At 63.7% G+C, this 25,300-nt stretch carries 21 protein-coding genes and 2 tRNA genes; 15 read left to right on the top strand and 8 right to left on the bottom strand.

The window, feature by feature from the left end:
• Nucleotides 1-694 precede the first annotated feature (694 nt).
• The 3 genes from NF876_RS34675 to hemA form a co-directional block, all read right to left on the bottom strand.
• Nucleotides 695-991, bottom strand: coding sequence for a hypothetical protein (locus NF876_RS34675; protein ID WP_262272665.1), 297 nt, complete (start codon nt 989-991; stop codon nt 695-697).
• Between the two features lie 929 nt (nt 992-1,920).
• Nucleotides 1,921-1,995, bottom strand: a tRNA-Thr gene (locus NF876_RS34670).
• A gap of 64 nt (nt 1,996-2,059) precedes the next feature.
• On the bottom strand, nt 2,060-3,286 hold the full coding sequence (gene hemA, locus NF876_RS34665) for a 5-aminolevulinate synthase (protein ID WP_262272664.1): 1,227 nt from the start codon (nt 3,284-3,286) through the stop codon (nt 2,060-2,062).
• Nucleotides 3,287-3,667: 381 nt separating this feature from the next.
• Here hemA and murA point away from each other — a divergent pair, with 381 nt between their 5' ends.
• The 5 genes from murA to NF876_RS34640 all read left to right on the top strand — a co-directional run bounded on the left by murA (nt 3,668) and on the right by NF876_RS34640 (nt 7,929).
• Complete coding sequence (gene murA, locus NF876_RS34660) at nt 3,668-4,957, top strand: UDP-N-acetylglucosamine 1-carboxyvinyltransferase (protein ID WP_262272663.1); 1,290 nt, start codon at nt 3,668-3,670, stop codon at nt 4,955-4,957.
• Between the two features lie 228 nt (nt 4,958-5,185).
• Nucleotides 5,186-5,626 (top strand): DUF2948 family protein, encoded by a 441-nt coding sequence (locus NF876_RS34655; RefSeq protein ID WP_262272662.1) that lies wholly within the window; start codon nt 5,186-5,188, stop codon nt 5,624-5,626.
• Complete coding sequence (gene hisD, locus NF876_RS34650; RefSeq protein WP_262272661.1) at nt 5,626-6,918, top strand: histidinol dehydrogenase; 1,293 nt, start codon at nt 5,626-5,628, stop codon at nt 6,916-6,918. The genes NF876_RS34655 and hisD overlap by 1 nt, the downstream gene beginning before the upstream one ends.
• A gap of 15 nt (nt 6,919-6,933) precedes the next feature.
• Nucleotides 6,934-7,419, top strand: a complete 486-nt coding sequence (locus NF876_RS34645; RefSeq protein ID WP_262272660.1) for a UPF0262 family protein — start codon at nt 6,934-6,936, stop codon at nt 7,417-7,419.
• A 15-nt stretch (nt 7,420-7,434) separates the two neighbouring features.
• On the top strand, nt 7,435-7,929 hold the full coding sequence (locus NF876_RS34640; RefSeq protein WP_262272659.1) for an arsenate-mycothiol transferase ArsC: 495 nt from the start codon (nt 7,435-7,437) through the stop codon (nt 7,927-7,929).
• On the opposite strand, the gene NF876_RS34635 is transcribed toward NF876_RS34640, so the two are convergent.
• From NF876_RS34635 to NF876_RS34625, 3 genes are all read right to left on the bottom strand, one after another.
• The gene (locus NF876_RS34635; protein ID WP_262272658.1) at nt 7,894-8,217 is read right to left on the bottom strand and encodes an AzlD family protein; all 324 of its coding nucleotides are present in this window, start codon (nt 8,215-8,217) and stop codon (nt 7,894-7,896) included. The two genes, NF876_RS34640 and NF876_RS34635, sit on opposite strands and share 36 nt — an antisense overlap.
• Nucleotides 8,214-8,915: an AzlC family ABC transporter permease gene (locus NF876_RS34630; RefSeq protein ID WP_262272657.1), complete on the bottom strand. Its 702-nt coding sequence runs from the start codon at nt 8,913-8,915 to the stop codon at nt 8,214-8,216. Before NF876_RS34630 ends, NF876_RS34635 begins: the two co-directional genes overlap by 4 nt.
• Before the next feature lie 74 nt (nt 8,916-8,989).
• Entirely contained in the window at nt 8,990-9,661 is a 672-nt protein-coding gene (locus NF876_RS34625; protein WP_262272656.1) for a TerC family protein, read from the bottom strand.
• Nucleotides 9,662-10,093: 432 nt separating this feature from the next.
• Between NF876_RS34625 and NF876_RS34620 the strand changes: the two genes are divergently transcribed.
• From NF876_RS34620 to NF876_RS34595, 6 genes are all read left to right on the top strand, one after another.
• A complete protein-coding gene (locus tag NF876_RS34620; RefSeq protein ID WP_262272655.1) occupies nt 10,094-10,762 on the top strand; it encodes a tripartite tricarboxylate transporter TctB family protein in 669 nt (222 codons plus the stop codon).
• Complete coding sequence (locus NF876_RS34615) at nt 10,762-12,264, top strand: tripartite tricarboxylate transporter permease (RefSeq protein WP_262272654.1); 1,503 nt, start codon at nt 10,762-10,764, stop codon at nt 12,262-12,264. Before NF876_RS34620 ends, NF876_RS34615 begins: the two co-directional genes overlap by 1 nt.
• 61 nt (nt 12,265-12,325) lie before the next feature.
• Nucleotides 12,326-13,300 carry a tripartite tricarboxylate transporter substrate binding protein BugD gene (locus tag NF876_RS34610; RefSeq protein ID WP_262272653.1) on the top strand — a complete coding sequence of 325 codons (975 nt, stop codon included), beginning with the start codon at nt 12,326-12,328 and terminating at the stop codon, nt 13,298-13,300.
• Between the two features lie 122 nt (nt 13,301-13,422).
• Nucleotides 13,423-13,499 (top strand) — tRNA-His (locus tag NF876_RS34605).
• Nucleotides 13,500-13,677: 178 nt separating this feature from the next.
• Entirely contained in the window at nt 13,678-14,568 is an 891-nt protein-coding gene (locus NF876_RS34600) for a hypothetical protein (RefSeq protein WP_262272652.1), read from the top strand.
• A gap of 72 nt (nt 14,569-14,640) precedes the next feature.
• Nucleotides 14,641-15,363: a Crp/Fnr family transcriptional regulator gene (locus tag NF876_RS34595; protein ID WP_262272651.1), complete on the top strand. Its 723-nt coding sequence runs from the start codon at nt 14,641-14,643 to the stop codon at nt 15,361-15,363.
• 791 nt (nt 15,364-16,154) lie between these two features.
• On the opposite strand, the gene NF876_RS34590 is transcribed toward NF876_RS34595, so the two are convergent.
• Nucleotides 16,155-16,565: a response regulator gene (locus NF876_RS34590; protein WP_262272650.1), complete on the bottom strand. Its 411-nt coding sequence runs from the start codon at nt 16,563-16,565 to the stop codon at nt 16,155-16,157.
• 701 nt (nt 16,566-17,266) lie between these two features.
• Here NF876_RS34590 and NF876_RS34585 point away from each other — a divergent pair.
• On the top strand, nt 17,267-18,544 hold the full coding sequence (locus NF876_RS34585; protein WP_262272649.1) for a calcium-binding protein: 1,278 nt from the start codon (nt 17,267-17,269) through the stop codon (nt 18,542-18,544).
• Between the two features lie 864 nt (nt 18,545-19,408).
• Here NF876_RS34585 and NF876_RS34580 read toward each other — a convergent pair.
• Nucleotides 19,409-19,915 (bottom strand): Ros/MucR family transcriptional regulator, encoded by a 507-nt coding sequence (locus NF876_RS34580; protein WP_262272648.1) that lies wholly within the window; start codon nt 19,913-19,915, stop codon nt 19,409-19,411.
• A 1,164-nt stretch (nt 19,916-21,079) separates the two neighbouring features.
• Here NF876_RS34580 and NF876_RS34575 point away from each other — a divergent pair.
• The 3 genes from NF876_RS34575 (at nt 21,080) to NF876_RS34565 (ending at nt 24,883) form a co-directional block, all read left to right on the top strand.
• Nucleotides 21,080-21,373, top strand: a complete 294-nt coding sequence (locus NF876_RS34575) for a hypothetical protein (RefSeq protein ID WP_262272647.1) — start codon at nt 21,080-21,082, stop codon at nt 21,371-21,373.
• 328 nt (nt 21,374-21,701) lie between these two features.
• The gene (gene rarD / locus NF876_RS34570) at nt 21,702-22,625 is read left to right on the top strand and encodes an EamA family transporter RarD (protein ID WP_373696767.1); all 924 of its coding nucleotides are present in this window, start codon (nt 21,702-21,704) and stop codon (nt 22,623-22,625) included.
• Between the two features lie 233 nt (nt 22,626-22,858).
• Nucleotides 22,859-24,883, top strand: coding sequence for a mechanosensitive ion channel family protein (locus NF876_RS34565; protein WP_262272645.1), 2,025 nt, complete (start codon nt 22,859-22,861; stop codon nt 24,881-24,883).
• The last annotated feature ends 417 nt before the right edge of the window (nt 24,884-25,300 follow it).

Raw genomic sequence — 25,300 nt, 5'->3', positions numbered from 1 at the left:
GCTGAGGCCCGAACGTTCGACGCGCTCTGGCGAGCGCTCGGTGAAATCTGCGACTTGTTCGAGCCACACGAATGCTGGAACTACCTCAAGGCAGCTGGATATGCGTCCGTTTAACCGTCCGAGGCTCTAACCCTCTCATGCGCGTGCGGCCATGAGCCCGAGACGGTCCGGAGCCCATCCATGCCTAGCGCCTCGGACCCGAAAGTGGACCCCCTTTTCATGTCCGATGCTCTCGTCCCCGGCCTCGCGCCGGCCATGCCCCGGCACGGGAGAGCCGCGCTCCCTTCCACGTCATCACCGGGCTTGTCCCGGTGATCCCGCTTGTCTGGAACGCCGCGCCCTTCCGATCGGGATGGCCGGGACAAGCCCGGCCATGACGTGGGGAGGGTCGTGGGAGGGTTTTGTCACCGGCCCTTGCCACCGTCTCCATGTCATCACCGGGCTCGTCCCGGTGATCCCGCTTCTGAGAGGTGCAGCGCATTCCCGATCGGGAGGGTATCATCGCCGGGCGTGTCCCGGTGACCTCGATCGGAAGACCGCCGAGCGCATCCTGCGGACGATGCCTCGCTTCAGGATGTGAGCATCGGATCCGATCCCAAGACTGGACCCACTTTTGGGATCAGTTCCGATGCTCTAGCGACGTGCTGGCTGAGCCGGACGGAGCGGGTCGCTCGGATCGCCGGTCACCTGGGCGCTATAGGAACAATCCAAAGCTGATGAGACCGAGCTTGAGCAGGTGGCCAACCGATCCGAAGTTGAGCTGATAGAGCCGCTTGATCTCTTCGAAGCTCCGGATGCTCGGGCCGGATCGCCGGCGAATGACAGCGTTCATCTGCCGAAACTCATCGCCGGCCCAGGTCTCGACCACGGTTGCGGTCGCCTGATCAAGGGGCATGGTGTCTACCCTCACCGCGACGAGTTCGGGATCGTCGAACGGGCGCCGGACGGCGAGAAGGTCGACCATTTCATCGGCGGCGTAGACATGGGTCACTGGGCTCTCCGACGATCACGCAATCGGAGACCGTGTTTGGACACTCAATTGTGGCAAACCCGTGCTGGATCATCGCTGATACCCATGGGAGGTAGGGCAAGCAGGCGCCTCTATCCGGAAAGGCAGGGCCATCGGGGTGTCATTGCTGCGTCGGAGAGGCCGTCGCGGGCTTCAAGATCGAAGATGCTGCTGGATTCAGAGGCGTGCCATGGTACGGCGGCCGAGCCGGATCGGATGTTCAACGCCCCGCGGGACATCACGGCAAACCGAGCCTGTCGGTCCAGGGACATTCCCTAGGGAGAGGGCTGGGTCGTCACGATCGCGCGGGCTATGGAAGGTCTACCTCTCTCAAGCATCGGTCGTGTCATCGACCTCACGCTCGATGCCTTAGCTTTTGTTCCAAAGCATCTTTTCGCGCAAAACCGGTTCCCACTTTTGCGCCCGATGCTCTAAGCCTTGCAGGTGCCGGATCGGCTCACAATGATCTGCCTCGAACGCCTCGCCGGCCAGCTCCGACCGGCAGGAGCGGGGTCTATTGGCAATTAGTCTCATCCTGGGAATTGTGTGACTTTGGTCACAGAAGAAGTTGTCCGGATGAGCAATGGTCGCCCACGCCTGCCGTCGCGTGCCCAGCAGGACGAGGAGTGTGGGATGACGCAGCCGAACCCGAAAATACCTGTACCCTGCCAGAAGACCGTCAAGGAACACGTGAAGGAGATGTTGAGGAGGATCCCTCGGAAATCCCCGGGAAGGGATGGACACACCGGCGTCAAACCGCGGCGCCGCTGATGGTTCTGGCCAGAAGGGCGACCGCCGCCTGGCCGACGGACATCACGACCGGCGATCGTCCCTGCAGTGTTCCCGATCGGCACTGGGCTCCAGCATCTCCCCATAGAACCTGCGGTCCATGGACCGGCGAGATCTTTGGCTGGTGCTGCCAGAGAGGATCGAACTCTCGACCTCTCCCTTACCAAGGGAGTGCTCTACCACTGAGCTACGGCAGCGCGCCAACGGGGAGGGCCGCTTACTGCCACAGGGCAGCCCTCCATGCAAGCTTGAAAATGATCTTTATTCGGCGGCCTGGACTTTGGGCTCCAGAGGGAGCCTGAGCGCCGTCCAGACCTCCACCAGGGCGGCCGCCAGGGCATCGATGTGGGCGTTCGAGTGAAACGGCCCCGGAGTGATGCGCAGGCGCTCCGTGCCGCGCGGGACGGTGGGGTAGTTGATGGGCTGGATGTAGATGCCGTGCTGCTCCAGCAGGCGGTCCGAGGCCGCCTTGCAGGCTTCCGCATCTCCCACCATGACCGGCACGATATGGGTGACCGTATCGAGGACCGGCAGGCCGGCCCCGGTCAGAACCGCCTTGGTGCGGGCAACTTGGCGCTGCTGCTGCTGGCGCTCGGCGGAGGATTCCTTCAGGTGCCGGATCGACGCGGTGGCCGCCGCCGCCACCGCGGGCGGCAGCGCGGTGGTGAAGATGAAGCCCGGAGCGAAGCTGCGGATGGCGTCCATGACCGCCCGGGTGCCCGTGAGATACCCGCCCATGACCCCGAAAGCCTTGCCCAGGGTGCCTTCGATCACGTCGATCCGGTGCATGGCGCCTTCGCGCTCGGCGATGCCGGCCCCGCGCGGGCCATACATGCCGACCGCATGGACCTCGTCGATATAGGTCATGGCGCCATAGCGTTCAGCCAGGTCACAGATGGCATGGATGGGGGAGATATCCCCATCCATGGAATAGACGCTCTCGAACACGATCAGCTTGGGCCGATCCCCGGCGGCCTGAAGGAGCGCCTCCAGATGCTCGAGATCGTTGTGGCGGAAAATGACCTTGTCGCAGCCGGACTGGCGCACGCCCTCGATCATCGAGTTGTGGTTGAGCGCGTCCGACAGGATCAGGCAGTTCGGGATCAGCTTGGCCAGGGTCGAAATGCCGGTCTGGTTCGACACATAGCCCGAGGTGAAGACCAGGGCCGCCTCCTTGCCGTGCAGGTCGGCGAGCTCGGCCTCGAGCGCCACGATGGGATTGCTGTTGCCGGAGATGTTGCGGGTGCCGCCGGCTCCGGTGCCGAGCCGCCAGGCGGCCTCGACCATGGCGCGGGTGACGTCCCGGTTCTGGCCCATGCCGAGATAATCGTTGGAGCACCAGACGGTGATGGGGCGAGGGCCCTCGGGAGAGTGCCAGATCGCCTGGGGATAACGGCCGGCCAGACGCTCGATGTCGGCAAAAACGCGGTAGCGCCGCTCGGCCTGGAGACGCTCGAGGGCTGATGCGAAGAAGTTTTGGTAATCCATCATCTCACCGGGTGGGCAATACATGCCCGGGGATTGTGGACCTATTATGCCAGACCACATTGATCCGGGTCAAAGTCCTGAGCCGTGATATTGCGGTTGAGCGCCGCTTGCGAAGCCTCTATTTGATAAAGGCGACGATGGGTCGCGTGAACCATGACTGACGTGAAATCGCAAGAGAAAGCTGATCGGCTGAAGGCGGCCCTGAAAGAGAACCTCAAGCGCCGGAAGGCTCAGGCCCGGGGACGTCAGGCTGCGAAACCGTCCGGAAACGAACCCGGGAGCTTGGGCGTTTCCGCTGAGCGCGACAAGCCGTCCGACTAGCTTAGAACACTCAAGGCGCGCATAGCGCATGGCTCGACACGATATTGCAAGGGGAATTCGATGGATCGCATTCGCATCCGGGGCGGCGCGCCTCTCAACGGCTTGATTCCGATTTCAGGTGCCAAGAACGCGGCCCTGCCACTGATGATCGCCAGCCTTCTGACGGAGGAGAACCTGGAACTCGGCAATGTGCCCCGGCTCGCCGACATCTCCTCTCTCCTGCGGATCATGAGCAATTTCGGGGTCGACCACTCGATTGCCGGCCGCCGACCCGGCCAGTCGTCGGAAACGGGCCAGACCATCCGTCTGACCGCCAGGAACATCATCGACACGACGGCTCCCTACGAACTGGTCTCGACCATGCGGGCGAGCTTCTGGGTCATTGCCCCCCTGGTGGCCCGGTTCGGCCATGCCAAGGTGTCCATGCCGGGCGGCTGCGCCATCGGCACCCGGCCGGTCGATCTGCTCATCATGGCTCTCGCCAAGCTGGGCGCGGCCATCGAGATCGAGGGCGGCTATGTGGTGGCGACGGCCCCCAAGGGGCTCATCGGCGCCGAGATCGACTTCCCGAAGGTGACGGTCGGCGGCACGCATGTGGCCCTGATGGCGGCGACGCTCGCTCAAGGCACGACCGTGATCCGGAATGCCGCTCGCGAACCGGAAGTGGTGGACTTGGCCGAATGCCTGATCAAGATGGGAGCCAAAATCCAGGGTGCCGGGACGTCGGAGATCGTCGTGGAAGGCGTGACCAGCCTCGGCGGCGCTTCCCATGACGTCATGCCGGACCGGATCGAGACCGGCACCTACGCCATGGCCGTGGCCATGACGGGCGGCGACCTCGTCCTGGACAACACCCGGCCCGATTATCTCCAGGCCGCCCTCGACGTGCTGGGTCAGGCGGGTGCCGAGGTGTCCCCGACCCATAGCGGCATCCGCATCCGACGCAACGGCAACGGGATCCAGCCGGTGGATGTCACCACCGATCCCTTCCCGGGCTTCCCGACCGATCTTCAGGCCCAGTTCATGGCTCTCATGACCCGGGCGAACGGGACGTCGCGCATCCGCGAGACGATCTTCGAGAACCGCTTCATGCATGTCCAGGAACTCGCCCGTCTGGGCGCCCAGATCCGCCTGGACGGAGACAGCGCCTATGTGGACGGCGTGGCCGGCCTCAAGGGCGCGCCGGTCATGGCGACCGATCTGCGGGCTTCGGTGTCCCTGGTCATTGCGGGACTGGTGGCCGAGGGCGAGACCACGATCAACCGGGTCTATCACCTGGATCGGGGCTTCGAGGCGCTCGAGGCCAAGCTCGCCCGCTGCGGGGCCCAGATCGAGCGCCTGAGGGGCTAGAGCTGCTTCCCCTCACGGGGAATCCTCTCTCTTCTTTGTCGAGCAGCATTTTTTGGCGGTGAACCGGATCCACTTCGCCGAAAAATGCTCCAAGAATCGGGAGAGGCCGGCTGCCCCAGCCGGCCTTTTCCAGAGGAAGGCACGAAGAAGAAGCCGCCCCGTGCAGGTTGCGCTGGGGCCGGGGGCTCTCTACCTAAACCTTAAAGTTCAACAATAGGTTGGTGGCCCATGGACCTCCTGAGACTTGTCGCTTTCGATCCGGAAGATCTCGCCGTCATTTCCGCCCACCTGCAGGATTCTCTGCTGAGGGTGGGCGACATCGCCTATCTGCCCCGGGAACGGCGCTTCGCCATCCAGACGCGCCGCTACGACTGGGAGGCGACCAGCCCCCAGCGCCGGCTGACCTGCATGCATTTCGAGAATGTCACGGGCGTACGGGTCCGCGGCATCGACCAGACCAACAAGGATGCGGTTCTCAACCTTCTCGCCATCGCGTTCGAGGAGACCAACGCTCCGTCGGGCACTGCCACCTTGATCTTTGCGGAAGGCGGGGCCATCCAGGTCGACCTGGAGTGCATCGAAATGCAGATGAAGGATACCGGCCCCGTCTGGGCCGCTGAAAGCCGCCCCTCGCACGAGGAGCCTGTCCAATCGGCGGGGCAGCTGTAATGGCGCAGAGGCTCGATGCGCGGGAGCCATCCTTCCCGCAGGCCTTCGCCGCGCTCCTCTCGGCCAAGCGCGAGGTGTCGGAGGACGTGGATCAGGCCGTTCGCGCTATCATCGAGGAGGTGGTGGTCAAGGGCGACGAGGCCCTGATCGATTTCACCCTTCGCTTCGACGGACTGGCGCTCCAGCCCGAGACCCTGCGCGTCTCGGCGGCCGAGATCGACGCCGCCGAGGCCCAGTGCCCGAAGGAGGCCCTGGACGCCCTGGCGCTGGCGAAGGAGCGCATCGAGACCTACCACCGGGCACAGCGCCCGCAGGACAGCATGTCCACCGACCCGCTCGGGGTCACGCTGGGGTGGCGCTGGACGGCGCTGGAATCGGTCGGCCTCTACGTCCCCGGCGGGCGCGCGAGCTATCCCTCCTCGGTCCTGATGAACGCGGTGCCGGCGAAGGTGGCGGGCGTTCCGCGCATCGCCATGGTGGTGCCGACTCCGAAGGGCGAAACCAATCCGCTCGTCCTCGCGGCCGCGCGCCTCGCCGGTGTCGACGAGGTCTTCCGCATCGGCGGAGCGCAGGCGGTGGCGGCGCTGGCCTACGGGACTGAAACGGTGCGGCCCGTGGCCAAGATCGTCGGTCCCGGCAATGCCTATGTGGCGGCTGCCAAACGCCGCGTCTTCGGTCAGGTCGGCATCGACATGATCGCCGGCCCCTCCGAGGTTCTGATCCTGGCCGATGCCCATGGCAATCCCGACTGGATCGCGGCCGATCTCCTGGCCCAGGCGGAGCACGATCCGGCCGCGCAGTCGATCCTGGTGACGGACAGCCCCGCTCTCGCCGACGCGGTGGAAAAATCCGTCGAACGCCAGCTCCAGACCCTGCCCAAGGCGGAGATCGCCGGAGCGAGCTGGCGCGATTACGGCGCCATCATCCTGATCGACCGCCTGGAGAACGCCATTCCCCTTGTGGACAGGCTTGCCCCCGAACACCTGGAGATCGAGACGGAGAACGCGGAGGAACTGGCCGCCAGGGTTCGCAATGCCGGCTCGATCTTCCTCGGCAGTCATACGCCGGAAGCCATCGGCGATTATGTCGGCGGCCCGAATCATGTGCTGCCCACGGCCCGATCGGCGCGCTTCTCCTCAGGCCTGGGCGTGCTTGACTTCATGAAGCGAACCTCGATCCTGAAATGCGATGCGGAGGCTCTGCGTGCGCTCGGTCCCGCGGCGATCACGCTCGGGCGGTCGGAAGGGCTGGAGGGGCATGCGCGGTCGGTCGCGATCCGCCTGAACCTGTAACGGCGAGGGAACGGGATGGCGAGCGAAGCGAAGGAGCGGACCCGGCTGGTTGCCGTCACCCTCGACGAATCCTCCATCGGCCGCGGCAACCCCGATCAGGAGCACGAGCGGGCCATCGCGATCTACGACATCCTCGAGGAGAACACCTTCGCCCTGCCGAATTATGACGGGGGTCCCTATGCCCTGCGCATTTCTCTCATCGAGAAGAAGCTCTGTTTCGAAGTGACGGCTCAGGACGGTGTGCATCTCGTCTCGCATCACCTGTCCCTGACGCCGTTCCGAAAGGCCATCCGCGACTACGAAATGATCTGCGACAGCTATTATCAGGCCATCCGCTCGGCCTCGCCGGCGCAGATCGAAGCCATCGACATGGGGCGGCGCGGCCTGCACAACGAAGCCGCCGAACTCCTGATGAAGCGTCTCGACGGCAAGCTGATCCTCGATTTCAATACGGCGCGTCGCATCTTCACGTTGATCTTCGCGCTTCACTGGAAGGGCTGACGCTTGGAAGAGCGCTTGGACAAGCCCTTGGACGAGCCCCGTTCGAAACGGATCCATTCCGTTCTGTTCGTCTGCGCCATGAACGCGGTGCGCTCGGTGATGGCCGAGGCGATCGCACGGCACTATTTCGGCAAGTCGATCTATGTACAGTCCGCCGGTGTCCGCAAGAGCGACGCGGATGCCTTCACGGCATCGATCCTGTCCGAGATCGGCATCGACGGCTCCAAGCACAAGCCGCGGACGCTCCAGGAACTGGAAGAGTGGGAGGGTCTCAATTTCGACCTGATCATCTCGCTCTCGCCGGAGGCGCATCACGCGGCGCTGGAGCTGACCCGCACCATCGCGGCCGAGGTGGAATACTGGCCGACCCCGGATCCGACGATCACGCAGGGCTCGCGCGAGCAGGTGCTCGATGCCTATCGCAACATTCGCGACGGATTGATGTACCGCATCCGCCTCCGGCTCAAGCAGGGATCAGCCAAGAATCCTGATGACGGAGAGGGTGCCTAGTCCCACGAGCAGACCCACGATGTCGATCCGCGTCACCGCCATGGCGATGATCGCCGCCGCGAGGGCGACGAGCGCAGGAAAGCCGTTGTCGATGACCACGGGCAGGATCGTCGCCAGGACGATGGAGCCGGGAAGGGCGCGAAGTCCCCGCTCGATGCGCGGCGTCAGGCGAACCCGGCTCATGACAACGACGCCCGCGATGCGGCACAGGTATGTCACGACGGCCATGGACCCGATGGCGAGAACGGAGCCCCAGGGGCTCGCGATGGCGCTGCCGAGCGTGGTCATTCGATCAGCATCCCGGCGGCGACCCCGGCCAACGCGCCCGCGATGATGAAGACATAGCCGGGGACAAGCGCATGGACGATGAGGGAGACGATGCCCGCGACGAGCCAGGGCAGGGCGGGCTTCGCGCCTTTCCACAGGGGAACGAGCATGACGCCGAAGAAGATCGGCATGACCAGATCGAGGCCGAAGCGCCTCGGCTCCGGCACGAGGGCCCCGGCAAAGAATCCCGTGAGCGTCGCGACGAGCCAGACCAGCCAGAGGATGATCCCGCAGCCCAGGAGCACGCCCACATCGCGACCGCCCTCGCCGTGATAGCGGGTGCCGACGAGCCAGCTGGCCTCGGTGAGGAGAAAGAGGTTGAGGGTCGTGCGGGCGAGCGGCTCATCCCTGAGCCAGGGCTGGAGGGTGGCGCCCAGAAGGATCATCCGCGCATTCACGATGGCCGTGACCGTCATGATCGTGAGGATCGTCGACGGCGTCCAGACCTGCTGCCAGATTTCGAGCCCGACCATCTGGGAGGCGCCGGCATAGACGAAAGCGGAGAGGCCCAGAGTCTCGCCGAGCGACAGGCCTTTCTGAGCCGCCGCCGTGCCGAAGGCCACGGCGAACATGATGAAGCCGGGAAAGGCGGGCAGGGCCGCGCGCGCGCCGTGTCGAAGTCCGGCTGTGGAAAAATGAGGGCGGAGAGCGGGAGACATGAGCGAGACGTTCTGTGCCTTCCCGACCCTCCGCCGTCAATCGGGGAATAAAGGGCTCGGATCGATGGTCCGATTCAGCCGACAGCCGCGGTGACGTGCGGCGCGACCTCGAGCCAGCCCTCATAGATCATCTTGAGCGCCACGTAGAGGATGATCGCCAGACCCAGATACGCGATCCAGCGGTAGCGATGGAGCAGGCGGGCGATGTACGAGGCGGCAATGCCCATGAGGGCAACCGACAGAATGAGGCCGAAGGCCAGGATGTAGGGGTGCTCGCGGGCGGCCCCGGCCACGGCCAGGACGTTGTCGAGGGACATGGACACGTCCGCGATGATGATCTGCCAGGCGGCCTGGGCGAAGGTCTTGCGCGGAGCGCCGCCGGCGACGGTGCCGTCCTGGTTGATGTCCCGGCCCTCGAGAGCCTCCTCGGCGGCCTGCTCCTCCTGCTCGTGACCGGCGCGAAGCTCGCGCCACATCTTCCAGCAGACCCACAGGAGGAGAATGCCGCCGGCCAGGAGGAGGCCCACGATCTGGAGAAGCTGGGTGGTGACCAGCGCGAACGCGATGCGCAGAACGGTGGCGGCCAGGACGCCGAGAAGGATCGCCTTGTTGCGTTGTTCCTTCGGAAGGCCGGCGGCCGCAAGGCCGATCACGATGGCATTGTCGCCGGCAAGGGCGAGATCGATGCCGATGACCATCAGGAAGGCGACGACCTCGGGTCCGAAAAACTGCGAGAGATCAAACATGCAGAGCCTCATCTGTCGGGTGAGGGGCAAAGCATGCGAAACGCTCAAAAAGACGCATCTGGCTCTGGCTTGATCCGAAATCCCCGGATCGGAAGCCGAAATGCAGGCAAAACCGTCTGTTTGAACGAACCCAGGCCGCCCTGGTTTTCATCCAGTCCGACATCGCCGCTCCCCAAGGAGCGACCAGAGGGGCCCGGCCTGGCTACAAGGGTCCATCTAGACAAGATAAGGCGGGGGATCAAGTGATCTCCCGAAAACGGCAGGCTACTGTCCAATAGTTCAATAGACGTTTTCTCCCTGGCTGTTCATTCGAGGAGGTCTTGTTGAGAAGCATCCTCGGCAGGACAACGGAAGCTTGATCCAGACTGCGGCCTCGGGCCATATCGGTCTCAATTGCCTTGGACGCAGGCTGCGTCCGTCGGGAGGTCGTCCATGTCTGTTCTCCACGAAGGCTCGGAGCCTTCACGCCACCGCGGGCCCGTGAGGGCTCCGCAAAGCTTGGCCGGTGGTCTTCTTCTCATTGCGCTGGCCGCCCTGGCGCTGTGGCTGACGCGGGATCTCGATCAGGGCACGCTCAATGCCATGGGGCCGGCCATGCTGCCGCGCTGGCTCGCCATCGGGGTCGGCCTGTCGGGCCTGGCGCTGCTCGCCGCCGCCTTCCTCAAGGACGGCGATCTGCTCGAACGCTGGAGCCTGCGCGGCCCGGTCTTCGTGATCGGGGCCATCGTGGCCTTCGCGCTCACCATCCGCGGCTACTCCTTCGGATCGTTCGGCATTCCCGGCCTCGGCCTCCTGGTCGCCGGCCCCCTCGCTATCATCCTGGGCGGCTTCGCCACCCCGGAGGCGCGCCTGCGCGATCTCGTCGTCCTGGCGCTCAGCCTCACGCCCTTCTGCATGGTGCTGTTCGGCGATCTGCTCAACCTGCCGATCCCGGTCTTCCCGCAGGCGCTCACCGGGCTCTTCCCCGCCGATTGGTCGCAGAAGGCGGTGCTGCGGGCCTGTGCCGCCATCATGGCCGTCGCGGCCGTCGTCGTATTCCTCGCAACCCGCAATCGGCGCCGCGGCCCGATCGACGTGGCCGACCATTCCGGGAGGATCTGATGGGTGATTTCTTCTCCAATCTCAGCCTCGGCTTCGGCGTTGCCCTGTCGCTCCAGAACCTCGGGCTCGCCTTTCTCGGCTGCCTCGTCGGCACCCTGATCGGCGTGCTGCCCGGCGTCGGGCCGATCGCCACCATCGCCATGCTGCTGCCGATCACCTTCGGGCTCGACCCGGTCGGTGCGCTGATCATGCTGGCGGGCATCTATTACGGCGCCCAGTATGGGGGCTCGACCACGGCGATCCTGGTCAACATCCCGGGCGAGGCGACGTCGGTCGTGACGGCCCTCGACGGCCACCAGATGGCCCGCCAGGGCCGCGCCGGCGTGGCGCTCGGCATCGCGGCCATCGGGTCGTTCTTCGCCGGCACGGTGGCGACGCTCGTCATCGCGGCGCTCGGCGCCCCGCTCACCGGCCTCGCCCTGGTGTTCGGCCCGACGGAGTACTTCTCGCTCATGGTCATGGGCCTGGTGTTCGCGGTGGTGCTGGCGCGCGGCTCGATCCTGAAGGCGATCGCCATGATCCTGGTCGGCGTGCTGCTCTCCACGGTGGGCACCGATCTGGAGACCGGCGAAGAGCGCATGACCTTCGGGCTGCCGTTCCTGGCCGACGGCATCGACTTCGCCGTGCTGGCCATGGGCATCTTCGGCATCGCCGAGATCATGCGTAACCTCGACCATACCGAGCACCGGGACGTGGTGCGCCAGGCCATCGGCCGCCTGTTGCCGAACAAGGACGACTTCCGGCAATCCTACAAGCCGGTGCTGCGCGGTACCTTCATCGGCGCCATCCTGGGCATCCTGCCGGGCAACGGCGCGGTGCTCGGGCCGTTCGCCTCCTACACGCTGGAGAAGAAGCTCGCCAAGGATCCGCGCCGCTTCGGCCGCGGCGCCATCGAGGGCGTGGCGGGGCCGGAGAGCGCGAACAATGCCGGCGCGCAGACCTCGTTCATTCCGCTCCTGACCCTTGGCATTCCGCCGAACGCCGTGATGGCCCTGATGGTCGGCGCCATGACCATCCACGGCATCATCCCGGGCCCTCAGGTGATGACCAAGAACCCGACCCTGTTCTGGGGCATGATCGCCTCCATGTGGGTCGGCAACCTGATGCTGCTCATCATCAACCTGCCGCTGGTGGGCATGTGGGTGCGGCTCTTGAAGGTGCCGTACCGGCTGATGTTCCCGGCGATCCTGATGTTCTGCGCCATCGGCATCTACTCGATCAACTCGCTGCCGACCGACGTGATGTTCATCGGGCTGTTCGGGTTCGTCGGCTACGTGCTGATCAAGTTCGGGTTCGAACCGGCCCCCATGCTGCTCGGCTTCGTGCTCGGCAAGCTCATGGAGGAGAACCTGCGCCGCGCGCTCATCATCTCGCGCGGGTCGATGGAGACCTTCATCGAGCGGCCGATCAGCGCCGGCCTGCTCGCCGTTGCGGCCATCCTGCTCGTGATCGCCCTCCTGCCGTCCATCCGCAAGGGTCGCGACGAGGTGTTCACGGAGTAGCTTGCCTTCGATCGAGCCTTGCCCACATGTAAGGCCGTAACCAATTCAGGGAGGAAAACTGATGAAGAAGGTTGTACTGGCCCTTGCCGCTGTCGTCGGCTTGGCCGCAACGGGCACCCAGGCCCAAAACTATCCCACGCGCCCGATCACCATGATCGTGCCGTTCGCGGCCGGCGGCCCGACCGACGTGATCGCCCGCATCGTCAGCGACCACATGAGCCGGACGCTCGGCCAGCAGATCGTGATCGAGAACGTGGCGGGTGCCGGCGGCACCACGGGCATCACCCGGGCCGCGCAGTCCCAGCCGGACGGCTACACCATCATGATGGGCCACATGGGCACCCACGGCGCCGCGCCGGCCCTTTACCCGAACCTGAAATACGATCCGACCAAGGACTTCGCGCCCATCGGCGTGGCGGCCGGCACGCCGATCGTGATCGTGGCCCGGAAGGACTTCCCGGCCAATGATCTCAAGGGCTTTCTGGACTATGTGAAGACCAACGGCGACAAGGTGAACATGGCCCATGCGGGCGTGGGCTCGGTCTCCCATTCCACCGGCATCTTCTTCAACTCCGTGGTCAAGGTGAAGCCCACCATGGTGGCCTATCGCGGCACGGGTCCGGCCCTGAACGACCTCATGGGCAACACGGTCGATTTCATGACCGACCAGATCGTCAACGTGGCGCCGCAGATCCAGGGCAACAACATCAAGGCCTATGCCATCGCGACGCCCGAGCGCTCCCCGGTGCTGCCGAACGTGCCGACCACCAAGGAAGCCGGGCTCGAAGGGTATGAGGTCAGCGCCTGGAACGCGGTCTTCGCGCCCAAGGGCACCCCGCCGGACGTGGTCAAGAAGCTCAGCGACGCGCTCATCAAGTCCCTCGAGGACGAGAACACCAAGAAGCGCCTGCTCGACCTCGGCGGCGTGCTGCCGACCGCCTCGGAGCGGACGCCCGAGGGCCTGCAGAAGCTCGTCGAGAGCGAGGTCGCCCGCTGGACCCCGGTCCTCAAGGCCGCCGGCGCCACCGCCGAATAAGCCGGCGAAAGCTTAAGCATTCTGCCCGGCGGGCCTTCGGGCCCGCCGTCCTCATTTCGGGCTCTGACTTCTCGAACAGGGCTTGAAATTGCCCGCCTGGACGATTACACCCTGCCTCACGTGCAGCCGTAGCTCAGTTGGTTAGAGCACCAGATTGTGGATCTGGGGGTCCCCCGTTCGAGCCGGGGCGGCTGTACCACTTCAATCGAAGACTTAGGCCCTCGCAGGTTCGAGGCTTGCTTTCCCGACATGCTGATCGGGAAGCGTATGGGAAGCAGGACCCAGAGAGACCTGCCAAGATACACAGCATCCTGCTCCCATGAGCCGCTCACAATAGCGGTCAGCGCACCCTGCCTGTCGTTCTTGAGATTGCCCGCTTGGACCGGCTGGCCCGCGAGGCTACGGCCCACCCGCTTGCGGTCGCTGGCTGCTATGACTGCTCGGCCATCGCCCAAGCACGGGCACGGCGGGCCAATGGCAGCAAGGCTCCCTGGCAGCAACTCGTCGGCCTGGTTCTTCGCTTCATCTGGGCGCCCGCCACATCCCCGCACCGCGGGAGCACACTAGAACTGTTTCCACTCACGTGGAATCATCTCTCTTCTTTGCCGAGCCGCATTTTTGACGCTGAACCGGATCCACTTCACCGAAAAATGCTCTCATGGCTGAGCACGCCGAGGCACAGGCTCGCGTCGGACAGCCGCTACCGCAATTATGGCCAGCCCCCAAGCCTGTCTGAGGCCAAGGTCGATCGACTCTGCAATCAGTTGTCCGACCTCGAGGACGCCATACTCAAGCAGCCCGCCCGCTCGCTGGATGGCAGTCGGGCCAAGGCCCTGATCGCCGCCCGCGACATGCAGGCTCCGGAGGATCGGGGCTTGCGGACCCGTGAAGTCCTCGGCCGCTTCGTCCAGGTCGCCTGGCTCGTTTGCCCGGTCCTGTTGTCTGCACATGCGTCAGACGAGGGTGGTGTCCTGCAAATGGCTCACCGGACCATGGTTCAACGCCGCCTTCTTTCGCGAGCGGAGTTGGCTTGTTCGTGCTTCGTGCTGCAAGAAGGGACCAAGACGGTGGCAACGGTCCCAGTTCGGGAGAAGCACGGCGGCAAATGCGGTGGTGCCCCGGAAGCGGCTCCGCGTCGGTTCACCATGGAAAGCGACCTGAAGACCGGGGCTGCTCGATGGGGCAGGGACGACGCGAAGACGATCAGGCCCATACCCAAGCCGGGATCGGCGAAGCAACTGCACTGTATTCACGATGAAGATGCATGATCTCGTGACTTTCACTCCCAAGCGAACCTGTTGGGCACAGACTGCATTCTTTGTGTATGTCAGGAGAGGTGGATGACGGTCGCCTATGCCATGAACCGCCTTCTGGAGACCTTAAGTTCCGGAGACCTCAAGTACCTGGAGCCGCACCTTGAGCAGGTGGAGCTGCCACGAGGCATGGAACTTGCCCATCAGGGAGAGGTGCTTCAGTCCGTCTACTTCCCTCAAACCGCTATCGTGTCCCTCGTGCGGGACATGGCCAACGGCCAGATCGTCGAGATGGCTGCGTTCGGCCGTGAGGGCATGGTCGGGCTGTTGTTTATTGGCATTCCGCTCAACTCCGTTGGACGGTATCTTGTCCAAGTTCCAGGTACGGCCTTGCGGATGGATGCCGGCAGGATGCGCAAGGCGGCGGCGGCCCGTACAGGCATTCAGCAGATGCTTCTGAGATACACCGAGTTGTTGATGGCGCTCACTCTACAATCAACAGCATGCAATGCCGCTCATAGCATCGAGGCTCGTTGCTGCCGCTGGATTATTGCCTCAGGTGATCGGACAGGCCGCAACGACGTACCCCTCACGCACGAGTACCTGGCCGAGATGCTCGGCGTTCAGCGGTCATCTGTAAGCGTTGTCATCAAAGGTCTTCACGACAATGGGCTGATCCGACAAAGCCGAGGTAAGATTACCATTCTCGACCGCTCACGGGTCGAGGAAGCGGCATGTGAGTGCTACCCCGTTCTTCGGGCGAAGTACCTACAGCTTCTGCCACTCGCACAAGGAGAGGCAGAGGAATGAACCCCTTGCGGTCTAGTCACCTCTCGCTTGTTAAGAATACTCGAGGCCGTTGAGTGGCCAGTGCTGCGCTCGTCGCCAATGGCAGGCTCCGGTTTTTGTCCTCTCGGTTATAGCCTCTTCCCATCACCCGCTGCCGGCTGCACCGCCTACTCGATGGTGTGCGAAGTGTCGACTTCCCGCGCGTGAGGCTTCGTTCAACTCACGACAAGCGAGTACAGGGTCGAAAGGGCCACAATCACAATGATTGCGGTCAGGGCGATCGCGCTTCCCGGACAACCGGCCCCGAAGTCGTCGCGCGGCATGGGCCTGTCCTAAGACCGGCGGATCGAGGACATGCGAGCCTTGCTCGACTCTTCTGCGGTGTCGAGTTCGGAGCGGTTTCGAACCAACCTTTCCCGCTCTGCCGCCAGGGTGTCCCAGGTTCGAGCCATCTCAAGGAGCTGCTTGTTCTGCTCCCCATCGGGCATCTGCTTGGCGAGCACCCGGCACTCTTCCGCGTGCTTTCTATATTCTGCTGCGGTTTTCATAGGTTGATAGACGCCCCCGAATTGCTGCGGTTGTACGCACCACTGTTATAACGCCCCGGTGATTTGACCAGCACAAACTCCGTAAACGGTTGGGGCCCGCCATTTATTCCCGTTGAAGAATGCCATCCGGGACATCCGGAAAGCTGCTCGCGACCTCAATGGGTCATGGCATCAGGCTTGTCGGCTCGACATCGTAGCCCCATCTGGCGAAGTCCTCGCGTCAATTCCTCCGGATTCTATCGTCCGCTGATAGCCGGTGCGACGTCAGGCGCTCTGGGAAGACTGCGGCTCAACCACCTGAGGCGTGGCCAATTGCCGGATCACGTTGATGATGGTGTCCGGCAAGTAGGGCTTGGCGAGGAAGGCTACTTTCTCCGACAGGTCGTCTGGACCCGGGCGCTCTCGACCAGACGTGACGACGACCCCGACCCCCGGCCAACGCTTCTGAATGGCGCGAGCCAAGTTGAGGCCGTTCATGGACCCTGCTGGCATCTCAATGTCGGTGACGACGACCTGAACGTCGGGACGAGCCTTGAGGACAGTCAAGGCCTCATCGGCATTGACGGCCTCGAAGACCTTGAAGCCGGCCTCGTCCAGGAAGTCGGTCATGAACATGCGTACGAGGGTCTCATCCTCGACCACCAGGACCACCATTCGGGGCTCGGAATCAGACATCGGGCTGGCATCTGCAAATGGTTGATGCAACCTCCAACAAAGCAGATGGGTTGCTGTTCCTAATCCTCATGATCCAGGGCAATGCCGTGTGCGCCGCCGCACCATCTCGCCCGTTCCGCCCAGGCTCCGCGGCAACCGCGGGATGTCATTCCCGCCGGAGAAGCGGGGGGCCACTTTTCACGTCCGATGCTCTAGACGATGACAATGGTCGGGCCGGTCATCGCGGTGCTGCTTAGCGGCTTTATGGTCGAACGGCACTCCTGTTGACCCGAGTGCCTTTTGCACCGGAAGCGCCAGCCATCCTCCCCAGAAAGTGCGGACCGATCCAACGGACAAGCTGCTCGTTCACCGTCCTATGAAGGCACTTTAGAATGCGCACCTTCTCACAGAATTGATACTTGCGAGAAGCAAGTTTTCCTTGCGATCAACTCTCGCGTGGTAGCTCTAAGGCATTAAGGTCACAGTAAAATTGTCATATATGCTGGCGCCACTCTTGAAGTCACAGTGAACAACACTAGGCATTCTTATTTTATAAGAACCGTGAGGATCGACAATAAAGCCAAGCTTGTCGTGTTGTGTCTGAGTCAACTTGTTTGCAGTCAGTATAAGGCCAAGCCCGCGCATCATTGATGTAGAATGACCCACTGGCATGCCCAAGTGTGACCATCTCAGGCATGCGGAAGATTGAGGGAGGCTACCCCATGCCAACGACCCTGAGTTTCGATCCTGGTGACTTCACATTCGCATTTGAACACGATCCAGCGACCGAAAGAGGCTATAACCCGCCAGGAACGACAACCGCTGTCCGCGGCCTGCTGAATGCAGGTTTTGAAACCAACGCGTTTGCTCCTCAAGGCTTGACGTTCAACGCTGTCGGCGACGAAAGATCGTTGGTGTTCGGCACAGCCACCTTGCGTGAGGATTATATCGCTGCGCCCTACCAGCACAATCCAGCCGACCCGGCGGAGCTCAAGCTGACCGTCACGGTCAACGTGGACGGAGTAGCCACTCCGCTCGTCTTTGAGGCGGTGCCGACCGTACAATCCGGCCCGGCAGGCTTTACCTTCAATCCTCCCCTCCCACGCGACCAGCCTGCTCCCACGACGTTGCCGGGATCAACCGGCGATGCCGACGTGGATTTCACCGCGGCATTCGCTCCTGTCTCGTTCGTGGTCAATGGCTTTAAGTTCACCGCCGATATCTCCGACATCGTTTTCACGCAACCGACCGGCCCAGGCGACAGCGGAGCGGGCACCAACACACCTGTGGACGTGGAGAGGGTCTCGTTGACCCTCCGCCTTGACGCACTGCCGGATCCTGACATTCGCGAAGGCAGCAACGCGAACGATACTTTCACGTCCACCGGGGCTGCGGCCATTTTCGTCGGCGCTGGCGGCAATGACGTTCTCACGGGCGCAGGCTTGGCCGACGCGCTCTTTGGGCAGGACGGCAGGGACACGCTCCGAGGCCTGGATGACAATGACTGGCTCAGCGGCGGGCGCGGCAACGACCGATTGAGCGGCGGCGCCGGCAATGACCAGTTACGCGGAGGCTCCGACAATGACCGGTTGAACGGTGACACGGGAGATGATCGCCTGTTTGGAGAGAGCGGCAACGATCGCCTGGATGGCGGCCTCGGCATCGACTTCCTCCGCGGCGGGAGCGGCTTTGACACCTACGCTTTCACGACAGCATTGGGTACTGGGAATGTCGACGAGGTCAGCGGCTTCCAATCGTTCTTTGACACGATTGCGCTGGACAATGCGGTGTTCACGGGATTGTCAGCCGGGACGCTCAGGGGAAACGCATTCCATGTCGGCACGGCCGCCGCCGATAGCAGTGATCGGATCATCTACGATAATGTCACGGGTGCTCTGTATTTCGATCCTGATGGCATCGGAGGCGCTGCACAGGTCCAGTTTGCAACGCTCCTTGGAAGTCCCAACAACGTCAAGGCATCGGACTTCTTCGTGTTCTAAAGGAACGTTGGATAACCCGAGCAGGACCGTCCGCGCTTCGGCCCCGCGCGAACTGGCTTCATAGCCCTTCGGCAATGAAGCGGCTCGATCTCAGTCCCTTGGTTCCCTCCCTTCCTTAGGCGCCTCGGTTCGATGCCGAGGCGCCCTGCCTTGTGGCCCAGGTCCATACACGGCCCTTCACGACTTGGCATTTCCGCCGACGAGGAAATGCCCCAGCCGAGGGAGTCGTGGACCTCGGCCAGGGCACTTGCGAGGGGGAGAGCCCCGCCTTGATCGGGCTGATACGCAACGCGCCCGGTGCCGGCATCCTGAAACGGCCAAGGTTAAATTTCAGTAGCAGCAGGTGCATTCCAACCTGAACGATCTGCGAAATTGCAGGTTGGTTTCCTTCGCGGCTTCCTCAGGATCGGTCTAGAGCTTCGGACCCAAAAGTGGACTTTCACTTTTGGGATCCATCCGATGCTTTCTTCTTGAATGAGAGCATCGGTCAGAACGGACCCAGCGGGCCGCGCCAGCGAAAACCGGATCCACTTTTCACTGGCGTGGCCCTCTGGGTCCGTCCGATGCTCCAGAGGAGCGAGACTGCGTGCGGGGCGGTCCCGAGGGACAGATTGAGCAGGCGAGATGTCTAATTTTCTTGGATCTGTCGTCTATCCGACTGACGCCGAGAGCCAGGGGCGGATAGGCAGGTGATCCCGGCCCCGTAATTAGCAGCGGCGGGCCGCACCTTGGAGCGCCCCTGAGACGGGAGGCGCTCCTTTTTTATCAGTGGCGCTTGCTCATCGGCCTGGCTGGCCGAGGGCCTGCACGCTCTCGGGTCCGGCACCGGATCGATGTGGTCGACCGTCCTGGGCTATCCGGCGCTTACTCGCCGGTCTTCTTCTTGGACGATGCGCGACGCTTGGGCTTCGAATCCTCAGCCGGAGCCGTCGTGGTCTCCTTCGTCGCGGCAACTGCTTTCGCGGCAGTCTTCCTCCGCTGTTGGCCGAGGCCGCTGCTTCTGGCGAGTTCGGAGCGCCTTGCCGCATAGCTCGATGCAACCATCGGGTAATCAGCCGGCAGCCCCCACTTTGCGCGATACTCCTCAGCCGTCAGCCCCAATGTCCTGAGATGGCGCTTGAGCGTCTTGTACTTCTTTCCGTCCTCAAGGCTGATCAGGAAGTCAGGCGTGATGGACTTGCGGATTGAAACGCGCGGCTCTGGCTTTTCGGGCTCGACCTGTCTTAGAGCCGTCAGGCCTTGCAGGGCAGCATGGACGGAAGCAATCACGGTCGGCAAATCGCCTCGATGAACCGAGTTGTTGGCGACGTATGACGAAACGATGTCGGCGGTGATGCTGGCAAGGTCCAGCGGCGGTTCAGGCTGATCCATAACACGTCCAGTAGCAGGGAAGGTCAGGCACGTTCAGTTAGCCAATTACAGCCTCGGGTCAAGCCACTCTTGCCGGATGCGGGAGCAAAGGCTTGATGTTCTCAGTGATGATTGTCGCCAGGGATGACACGGGCACTCAGCCACTTCGGCAAAGGAAGACCAGCCTCGGGGGGAAGGAGAAGGTCCTTTCCTGTCAAGGTTGCCGGCCAAGGTCCGCCCCTTGCAGGTCCGAGCCGCTGTCTCTCGCCAATCCGTCTGTTGGCCCCTCTCGCTCAAGCTGGCCGGACTTTTGTCTCAGGCTGGAGAAGCGCCGGATGTTCCGCTCTGGGCAATCCGCCGCAGCACAAGACGAACCCGGATGGGAGAACGCTCGTCGTCCATCACAATCCTAATCTGTTCCCATGTCCCGGGTCTCCCGGGTGCGAAGGAGTTCGCGATGAATGACTTCGGCAGGGATATTGACCGTGGCTCGTGCCTGCCCTGGGCTTTGCGATATGATGCTTCCCAATCCCTCATGATCACACGCAACCTCGGATGGCGGATCTGGGGACCTTCGTTCGAGCCGGGGCGGCTGTACCATCCCTGCCGATGACTTTGGCACTCGCAGGTTCGGGAGTCCTTCTTCCAGGACCCTTCCATGGAGTGCAGGCCCGAAGCAGCCGAGGGCGGATCGCCGCAATCGAAGAGGCTGCGGGATCGGGCCTGGCCCAGGGGGATGCCGGACGCGGGGGGCGGTCCGGTCAATCGCAGTCGTCGTAATGCCAGTCGGCCCCTGCGGCGCGGTATGGCGGCCCTTCCATCCGCCTGGTCTCGAGAAAGCCGATCAACAGCCGCTGGATCGAAACAAATGAGGATGCTGCCGGTCTCGTGCTCAGTCGCAGCAAGTGGGTCATGGCGAACCCTCCGTCGATGATCTCCCCAGCCGCACGAGCCTCCACCCGAACGCGCAAACCCGCAACCGCATCATAGGGGCTACCTCAGGCGAAAGGCCGGCCCGGGGCCCCTCATCCTGCGGCCTGGCGATCGCGGAGCGTCGATGAGGCGCGTGGAACGGGCTGAAAGGCGAGCGGGTCCATTGGATCGGACCACGGCTTCGCCCTGCTCATCATCTCGAATTCCGGCCCTTTCTATGGCAGAATGGGCTTTCAGGAACAGGAGACGACAATGGATAAGGTCGCAATCGCCTTAGCTATCTCCTTGGTGGCGGCCGGCGCTGAGGCCCAGACACGCCCTTCAACGGTGACCATGCCATGCGGGGCCAGCCGCCAATTGGTGTTCGCGAGAGGCGCCATCGTGCTCGGAACCGGCGGAATGACCTATGATCGGTTCGTTCGCGACGCTACCTTCTGCGACGTGACGGAATATGCCCAGGCGGCCTATGTTCCAAGCATCGAGACGCCCATCTGCTTCGTGGGATATCGATGCAAACAGGGTCCGCGCGATTTGTGGGACGATTGACGCGCATCACCCGCCGCTCCCGTTCGCACCGCATCGATCCGCCACGTTCAGGCCTCGAAAACAGCCGGGACGTTGCGGCGCGGATCCTCTGCGGCTTTCGGGCTGCCGGGGCGGTCGACGGCTCCTCCACTCCTGGAGCGCGGATGGTTCCTGATTCCAAAGCTCCTGCCGTCTCACCAAAGTCGGGGTGATCGCCCTTGCAGAATGTGAAATAGGAGGGTGGCGCGCAGGAGATGTCGGGGCAGCCGGCCTGTCGTCCGAGCAAGGGCATGCCCAGGGGCTTATGATGGATACAGGACAGGCGGCTTCCGAAGCGCGCGGGACGCGGATCGGCGTTCTCTACGCGTTGGCCGCATTCTTCATGTGGGGCTTGGCCGTTCCCCTCCATTTCAAGCTTATCTCGGCTGTTCCCGCCCTTCAGATTCTCGCCCACCGTATTGTCTGGGCGAGCCTGTTTGCCCTTGGCCTCATCCTCGCAGGCCGGCAATGGCGCAAGCTTGTCGAGGCGCTGACCTCCGGCAGCCGGTTGCTGCTCCTGAGCCTTTCGGCCGCCCTGATCGCCGTCAACTGGCTCATCTATATCTGGGCCGTCAATGCCGGACATCTCGTTCAGACGAGCCTCGGATACTTCATCAACCCGCTCCTGAACGTGGTGCTCGGCGTTCTCTTCCTGCGGGAGAGACTCAATCCGGCGCAGATCGGCGCCTGCCTGATCGCCGCCTCGGGCGTGCTCGTCCTTGCGGTCTCGTCGGGCGAGATGCCGTGGGTCGCGCTGGCTCTGGCCTTCAGCTTCGGCTGCTACGGTCTCGTCAGAAAGATCGTGCCGGTCGCGCCGCTCATCGGCTTTTGTGTCGAGTCCCTTCTGCTCACTCCTCTGGCCCTGGGCTACCTGGCCCGGGTTGCCGTGAACGGTGAATCCGCCGCCTTTCGGGGCGACCTGGTTCTGGACGCGCTGCTCGTCCTGACGGGACTGAGCACGGCCTTGCCGCTCATATGGTTCGCCGCGGGCGCGCAGCGGTTGAAGCTCTCCACCATCGGCCTGCTGCAGTACCTGGCCCCTTCGGGCCAGCTCGCACTCGGGGTTCTGGCCTATGGCGAGGCGTTCGGATGGATCGATGCCCTTGCGTTCGGGCTGATCTGGATCGCTCTTGCGCTCTACACCATGAGCGCCCTGAGATCGGCGCCGCCCGTGCCGAACCCGGCGAGCCCGGACGGGGCAACGGGGCCTCGATCCCGGACAGAGGCGTTGTGAGGCCGGATGGACATTTTGACGGCTTGGCCCGATGCTATCCCCAACCGTGGCCGGGCCTGCACGATGCGCTTCAAGGCAGGTCCTGAAGAGGGTGCTTGCCTGCGATGCGTGGGTGTTCCTGCAGCAGAGTGCTGATCGCCATGGTCTGTGGCGCTGTTCTCCTGGTCCTGGGGCCGCTCGGAGCCGAGGCGCAGCCTCAACCGGCCCCTCCTCCTCCACCCCAGGTTCAGCAATTGCTGCAGCTTCTGCAGGATCCCGCCGTTCAGACCTGGATCAATGAGCAGAAGAGGCCTCCCGTCGCCGTGGAGACTCCAGCGGCTGGGCCGACGGCGTCCGAGATCATGATGCAGCGGATCACGGGCCTGCGGGGTCGCTTGGCCGCCCTGGCCGCCGCCGTGCCGCGGCTGCCGGATGAATTCCGGGGAGCCTCCGGCCGCCTTCTCGAAGAACTCCAGGGACGACGGCCCCTGTCAGTCCTCATCCTCATTCTCGGGTTCCTTGCCCTGGGAGCAGGGGCCGAACGGCTCTTCCGACTCGTGACCGGTCCGTCCCGGGGGCGGATCGTGAGCCGCCCGGTGACCACCACCTCCGAACGCCTGCATGCGGTCGTCCTGCGCTTCGCGTTCAATCTCGGCGACCTGGCGATCTTCGCCGCCGGGAGCATCGGGGCGTTCCTGGCCCTCGACTGGCCTGCGCTCCTCCGCCAGGTCGTGGTCGCCTTTCTCGTCGCCGCCGTGATCCTGCGGCTGGCTCTGATCGCGAGCCGTTTCCTGCTCGCGCCCAATCATGCCGGGCCGGCCCATGCCGAGCAGTTCCGGCTGATCCCGATGGATGCGGCGACGGCGCGGTTCTGGCACCGGCATGTTGCCCTGTTCGTCGGCTGGTTCGCCTTCGGATGGGCGACCGTCGATGCGCTCAGGGTTCTGGGCTTCACCCCGGAGGCGCGAGCCGTCATGGCCTATGCCCTCGGCCTCGGGCTCCTGGTCATCGCCATCGAGGTGGTCTGGACCCGCCCCAGGCCGGCCTTCAGCAGGGCCCCGGAGGCGAGTGCGCCGAGGCGGCTGCCGCGCGCGCTCGCAGGCAGCCTGCTGTCCCTGTATTTCGTGCTTGTCTGGGGGTTGTGGGTGGCGGGCCTCATGGGATTCTTCTGGCTGTCCGTCATCGCTCTGGTGCTGCCGCTTGCCATCTCCCTGACCGAGAAGGCCAGCCGCCATGCCCTTCGCCCCCACGCGGAGGGAGAAGCCGCCGCGCATACGGGACTGATGGCCGTCTATCTGGACCGCGGAATCAGAGCCCTCCTCATCGCCGGCGCCGTCCTGCTGCTCGCCGACGCTTGGCATATCGACCTGGTCGAGATGACCAGCCGCGATACGCTGCTGACCCGCCTCGTCCGCGGTGCCCTGAGCGCCATCGTCATCCTGCTCGTCGCCGATCTCGTCTGGCAAGTCGTGAAGACCTTGATCGACAAGCGGCTCGCCCGGGCGCAGTCGCAGACATCCACGGACAGCGAGATCGCTTCGCGTGAGGCGCGGCTCAGAACGCTCCTGCCGATCTTTCGCAACGTGATTTTTGCCGTCCTCGCCGTCGTTGCCGTGCTGATGGTCCTCTCCGCGCTAGGGGTGGAAATCGGACCATTGATCGCAGGCGCCGGGATCGCAGGCGTCGCCGTCGGGTTCGGCGCGCAGACGCTGGTCAAGGACGTGATCAGCGGGGTGTTCTACCTTCTCGACGATGCGTTCCGGGTCGGGGAGTACATCCAGAGCGGCAGCTACAAGGGCACGGTCGAATCCTTTTCCCTCCGCTCGGTCAAGCTGCGCCATCATCGCGGGCCGGTCTACACCGTGCCGTTCGGCGTGCTCGGGGCGGTCGAGAACATGAGCCGCGACTGGGTGATCGACAAGTTCCAGATCAACGTCCCCTACGACACGGATCTGGAGAAGGCGCGAAAGCTCATCAAGAAGATCGGCCAGGATATGGCGGCCGATCCCGAATATGCTCACAACATCATCGAGCCTCTCAAGATGCAGGGCGTCGAGCAATTCGGAGATTTCGCCATCCAGATCCGGTGCAAGATGACGACGCGCCCGGGCGAGCAGTTCGTGATCCGCCGCAAAGCCTTTGCCCGCATCAAGCAGGCCTTCGACGAGAACGGAATCAAGTTCGCCTTCCCGACGGTTCAGGTGGCGGGCGGGGAGACGGCACCGGCCGTGGCCCAGGAGGGGCTCCAGCTCGTCAAGCCGGCGGGTGCTGCGGAGTAAGCGTCTGTCGAGATCCCCCTGAGGCATCGGACCCAAAAGTGGACTTGCCCTTTTGGGATCCATCCGATGCTTTCTTCTTGAATGAGAGCATCGGTCAGAACGGACCCAGCGGGCCGCGCCAGTGAAAAGTGGATCCGGTTTTCGCTGACGCGGCCCTCTGGGTCCGTCCGATGCTCTAAAGCATCGGACCCAAAAGTGGACTTGCACTTTTGGGATCCATCCGATGCTTTCTTCTTGAATGAGAGCATCGGTCAGAACGGAAAACCGGATCCACTTTTCCGTCCGATGCTCTAGTGTTCTGTCACTGACGGGTGATTCCGAAATCTGGTCTGACGTGCGATGCTGCCCGGATGGGCAAGATCGAACGCATTGAGGTTCCCGCCGCCGATCGGCAGCGCCTGGCGACCCTGGTCCGTG

This window comes from Microvirga yunnanensis (assembly GCF_025460875.1).
This window is presented reverse-complemented; position numbering and strand designations above follow the sequence as displayed.

Bases quoted from the DNA above. Each gene is read 5' to 3' on its own strand.
- hemA (WP_262272664.1), bottom strand. From the start codon at position 3,286: ATGGATTACCAAAACTTCTTCGCATCAGCCCTCGAGCGTCTCCAGGCC.
- murA (WP_262272663.1), top strand. From the start codon at position 3,668: ATGGATCGCATTCGCATCCGGGGCGGCGCGCCTCTCAACGGCTTGATT.
- NF876_RS34655 (WP_262272662.1), top strand. From the start codon at position 5,186: ATGGACCTCCTGAGACTTGTCGCTTTCGATCCGGAAGATCTCGCCGTC.
- hisD (WP_262272661.1), top strand. From the start codon at position 5,626: ATGGCGCAGAGGCTCGATGCGCGGGAGCCATCCTTCCCGCAGGCCTTC.
- NF876_RS34645 (WP_262272660.1), top strand. From the start codon at position 6,934: ATGGCGAGCGAAGCGAAGGAGCGGACCCGGCTGGTTGCCGTCACCCTC.
- NF876_RS34635 (WP_262272658.1), bottom strand. From the start codon at position 8,217: ATGACCACGCTCGGCAGCGCCATCGCGAGCCCCTGGGGCTCCGTTCTC.
- NF876_RS34630 (WP_262272657.1), bottom strand. From the start codon at position 8,915: ATGTCTCCCGCTCTCCGCCCTCATTTTTCCACAGCCGGACTTCGACAC.
- NF876_RS34625 (WP_262272656.1), bottom strand. From the start codon at position 9,661: ATGTTTGATCTCTCGCAGTTTTTCGGACCCGAGGTCGTCGCCTTCCTG.
- NF876_RS34620 (WP_262272655.1), top strand. From the start codon at position 10,094: ATGTCTGTTCTCCACGAAGGCTCGGAGCCTTCACGCCACCGCGGGCCC.
- NF876_RS34615 (WP_262272654.1), top strand. From the start codon at position 10,762: ATGGGTGATTTCTTCTCCAATCTCAGCCTCGGCTTCGGCGTTGCCCTG.
- NF876_RS34610 (WP_262272653.1), top strand. From the start codon at position 12,326: ATGAAGAAGGTTGTACTGGCCCTTGCCGCTGTCGTCGGCTTGGCCGCA.
- NF876_RS34595 (WP_262272651.1), top strand. From the start codon at position 14,641: ATGACGGTCGCCTATGCCATGAACCGCCTTCTGGAGACCTTAAGTTCC.
- NF876_RS34590 (WP_262272650.1), bottom strand. From the start codon at position 16,565: ATGTCTGATTCCGAGCCCCGAATGGTGGTCCTGGTGGTCGAGGATGAG.
- NF876_RS34585 (WP_262272649.1), top strand. From the start codon at position 17,267: ATGCCAACGACCCTGAGTTTCGATCCTGGTGACTTCACATTCGCATTT.
- NF876_RS34580 (WP_262272648.1), bottom strand. From the start codon at position 19,915: ATGGATCAGCCTGAACCGCCGCTGGACCTTGCCAGCATCACCGCCGAC.
- NF876_RS34575 (WP_262272647.1), top strand. From the start codon at position 21,080: ATGGATAAGGTCGCAATCGCCTTAGCTATCTCCTTGGTGGCGGCCGGC.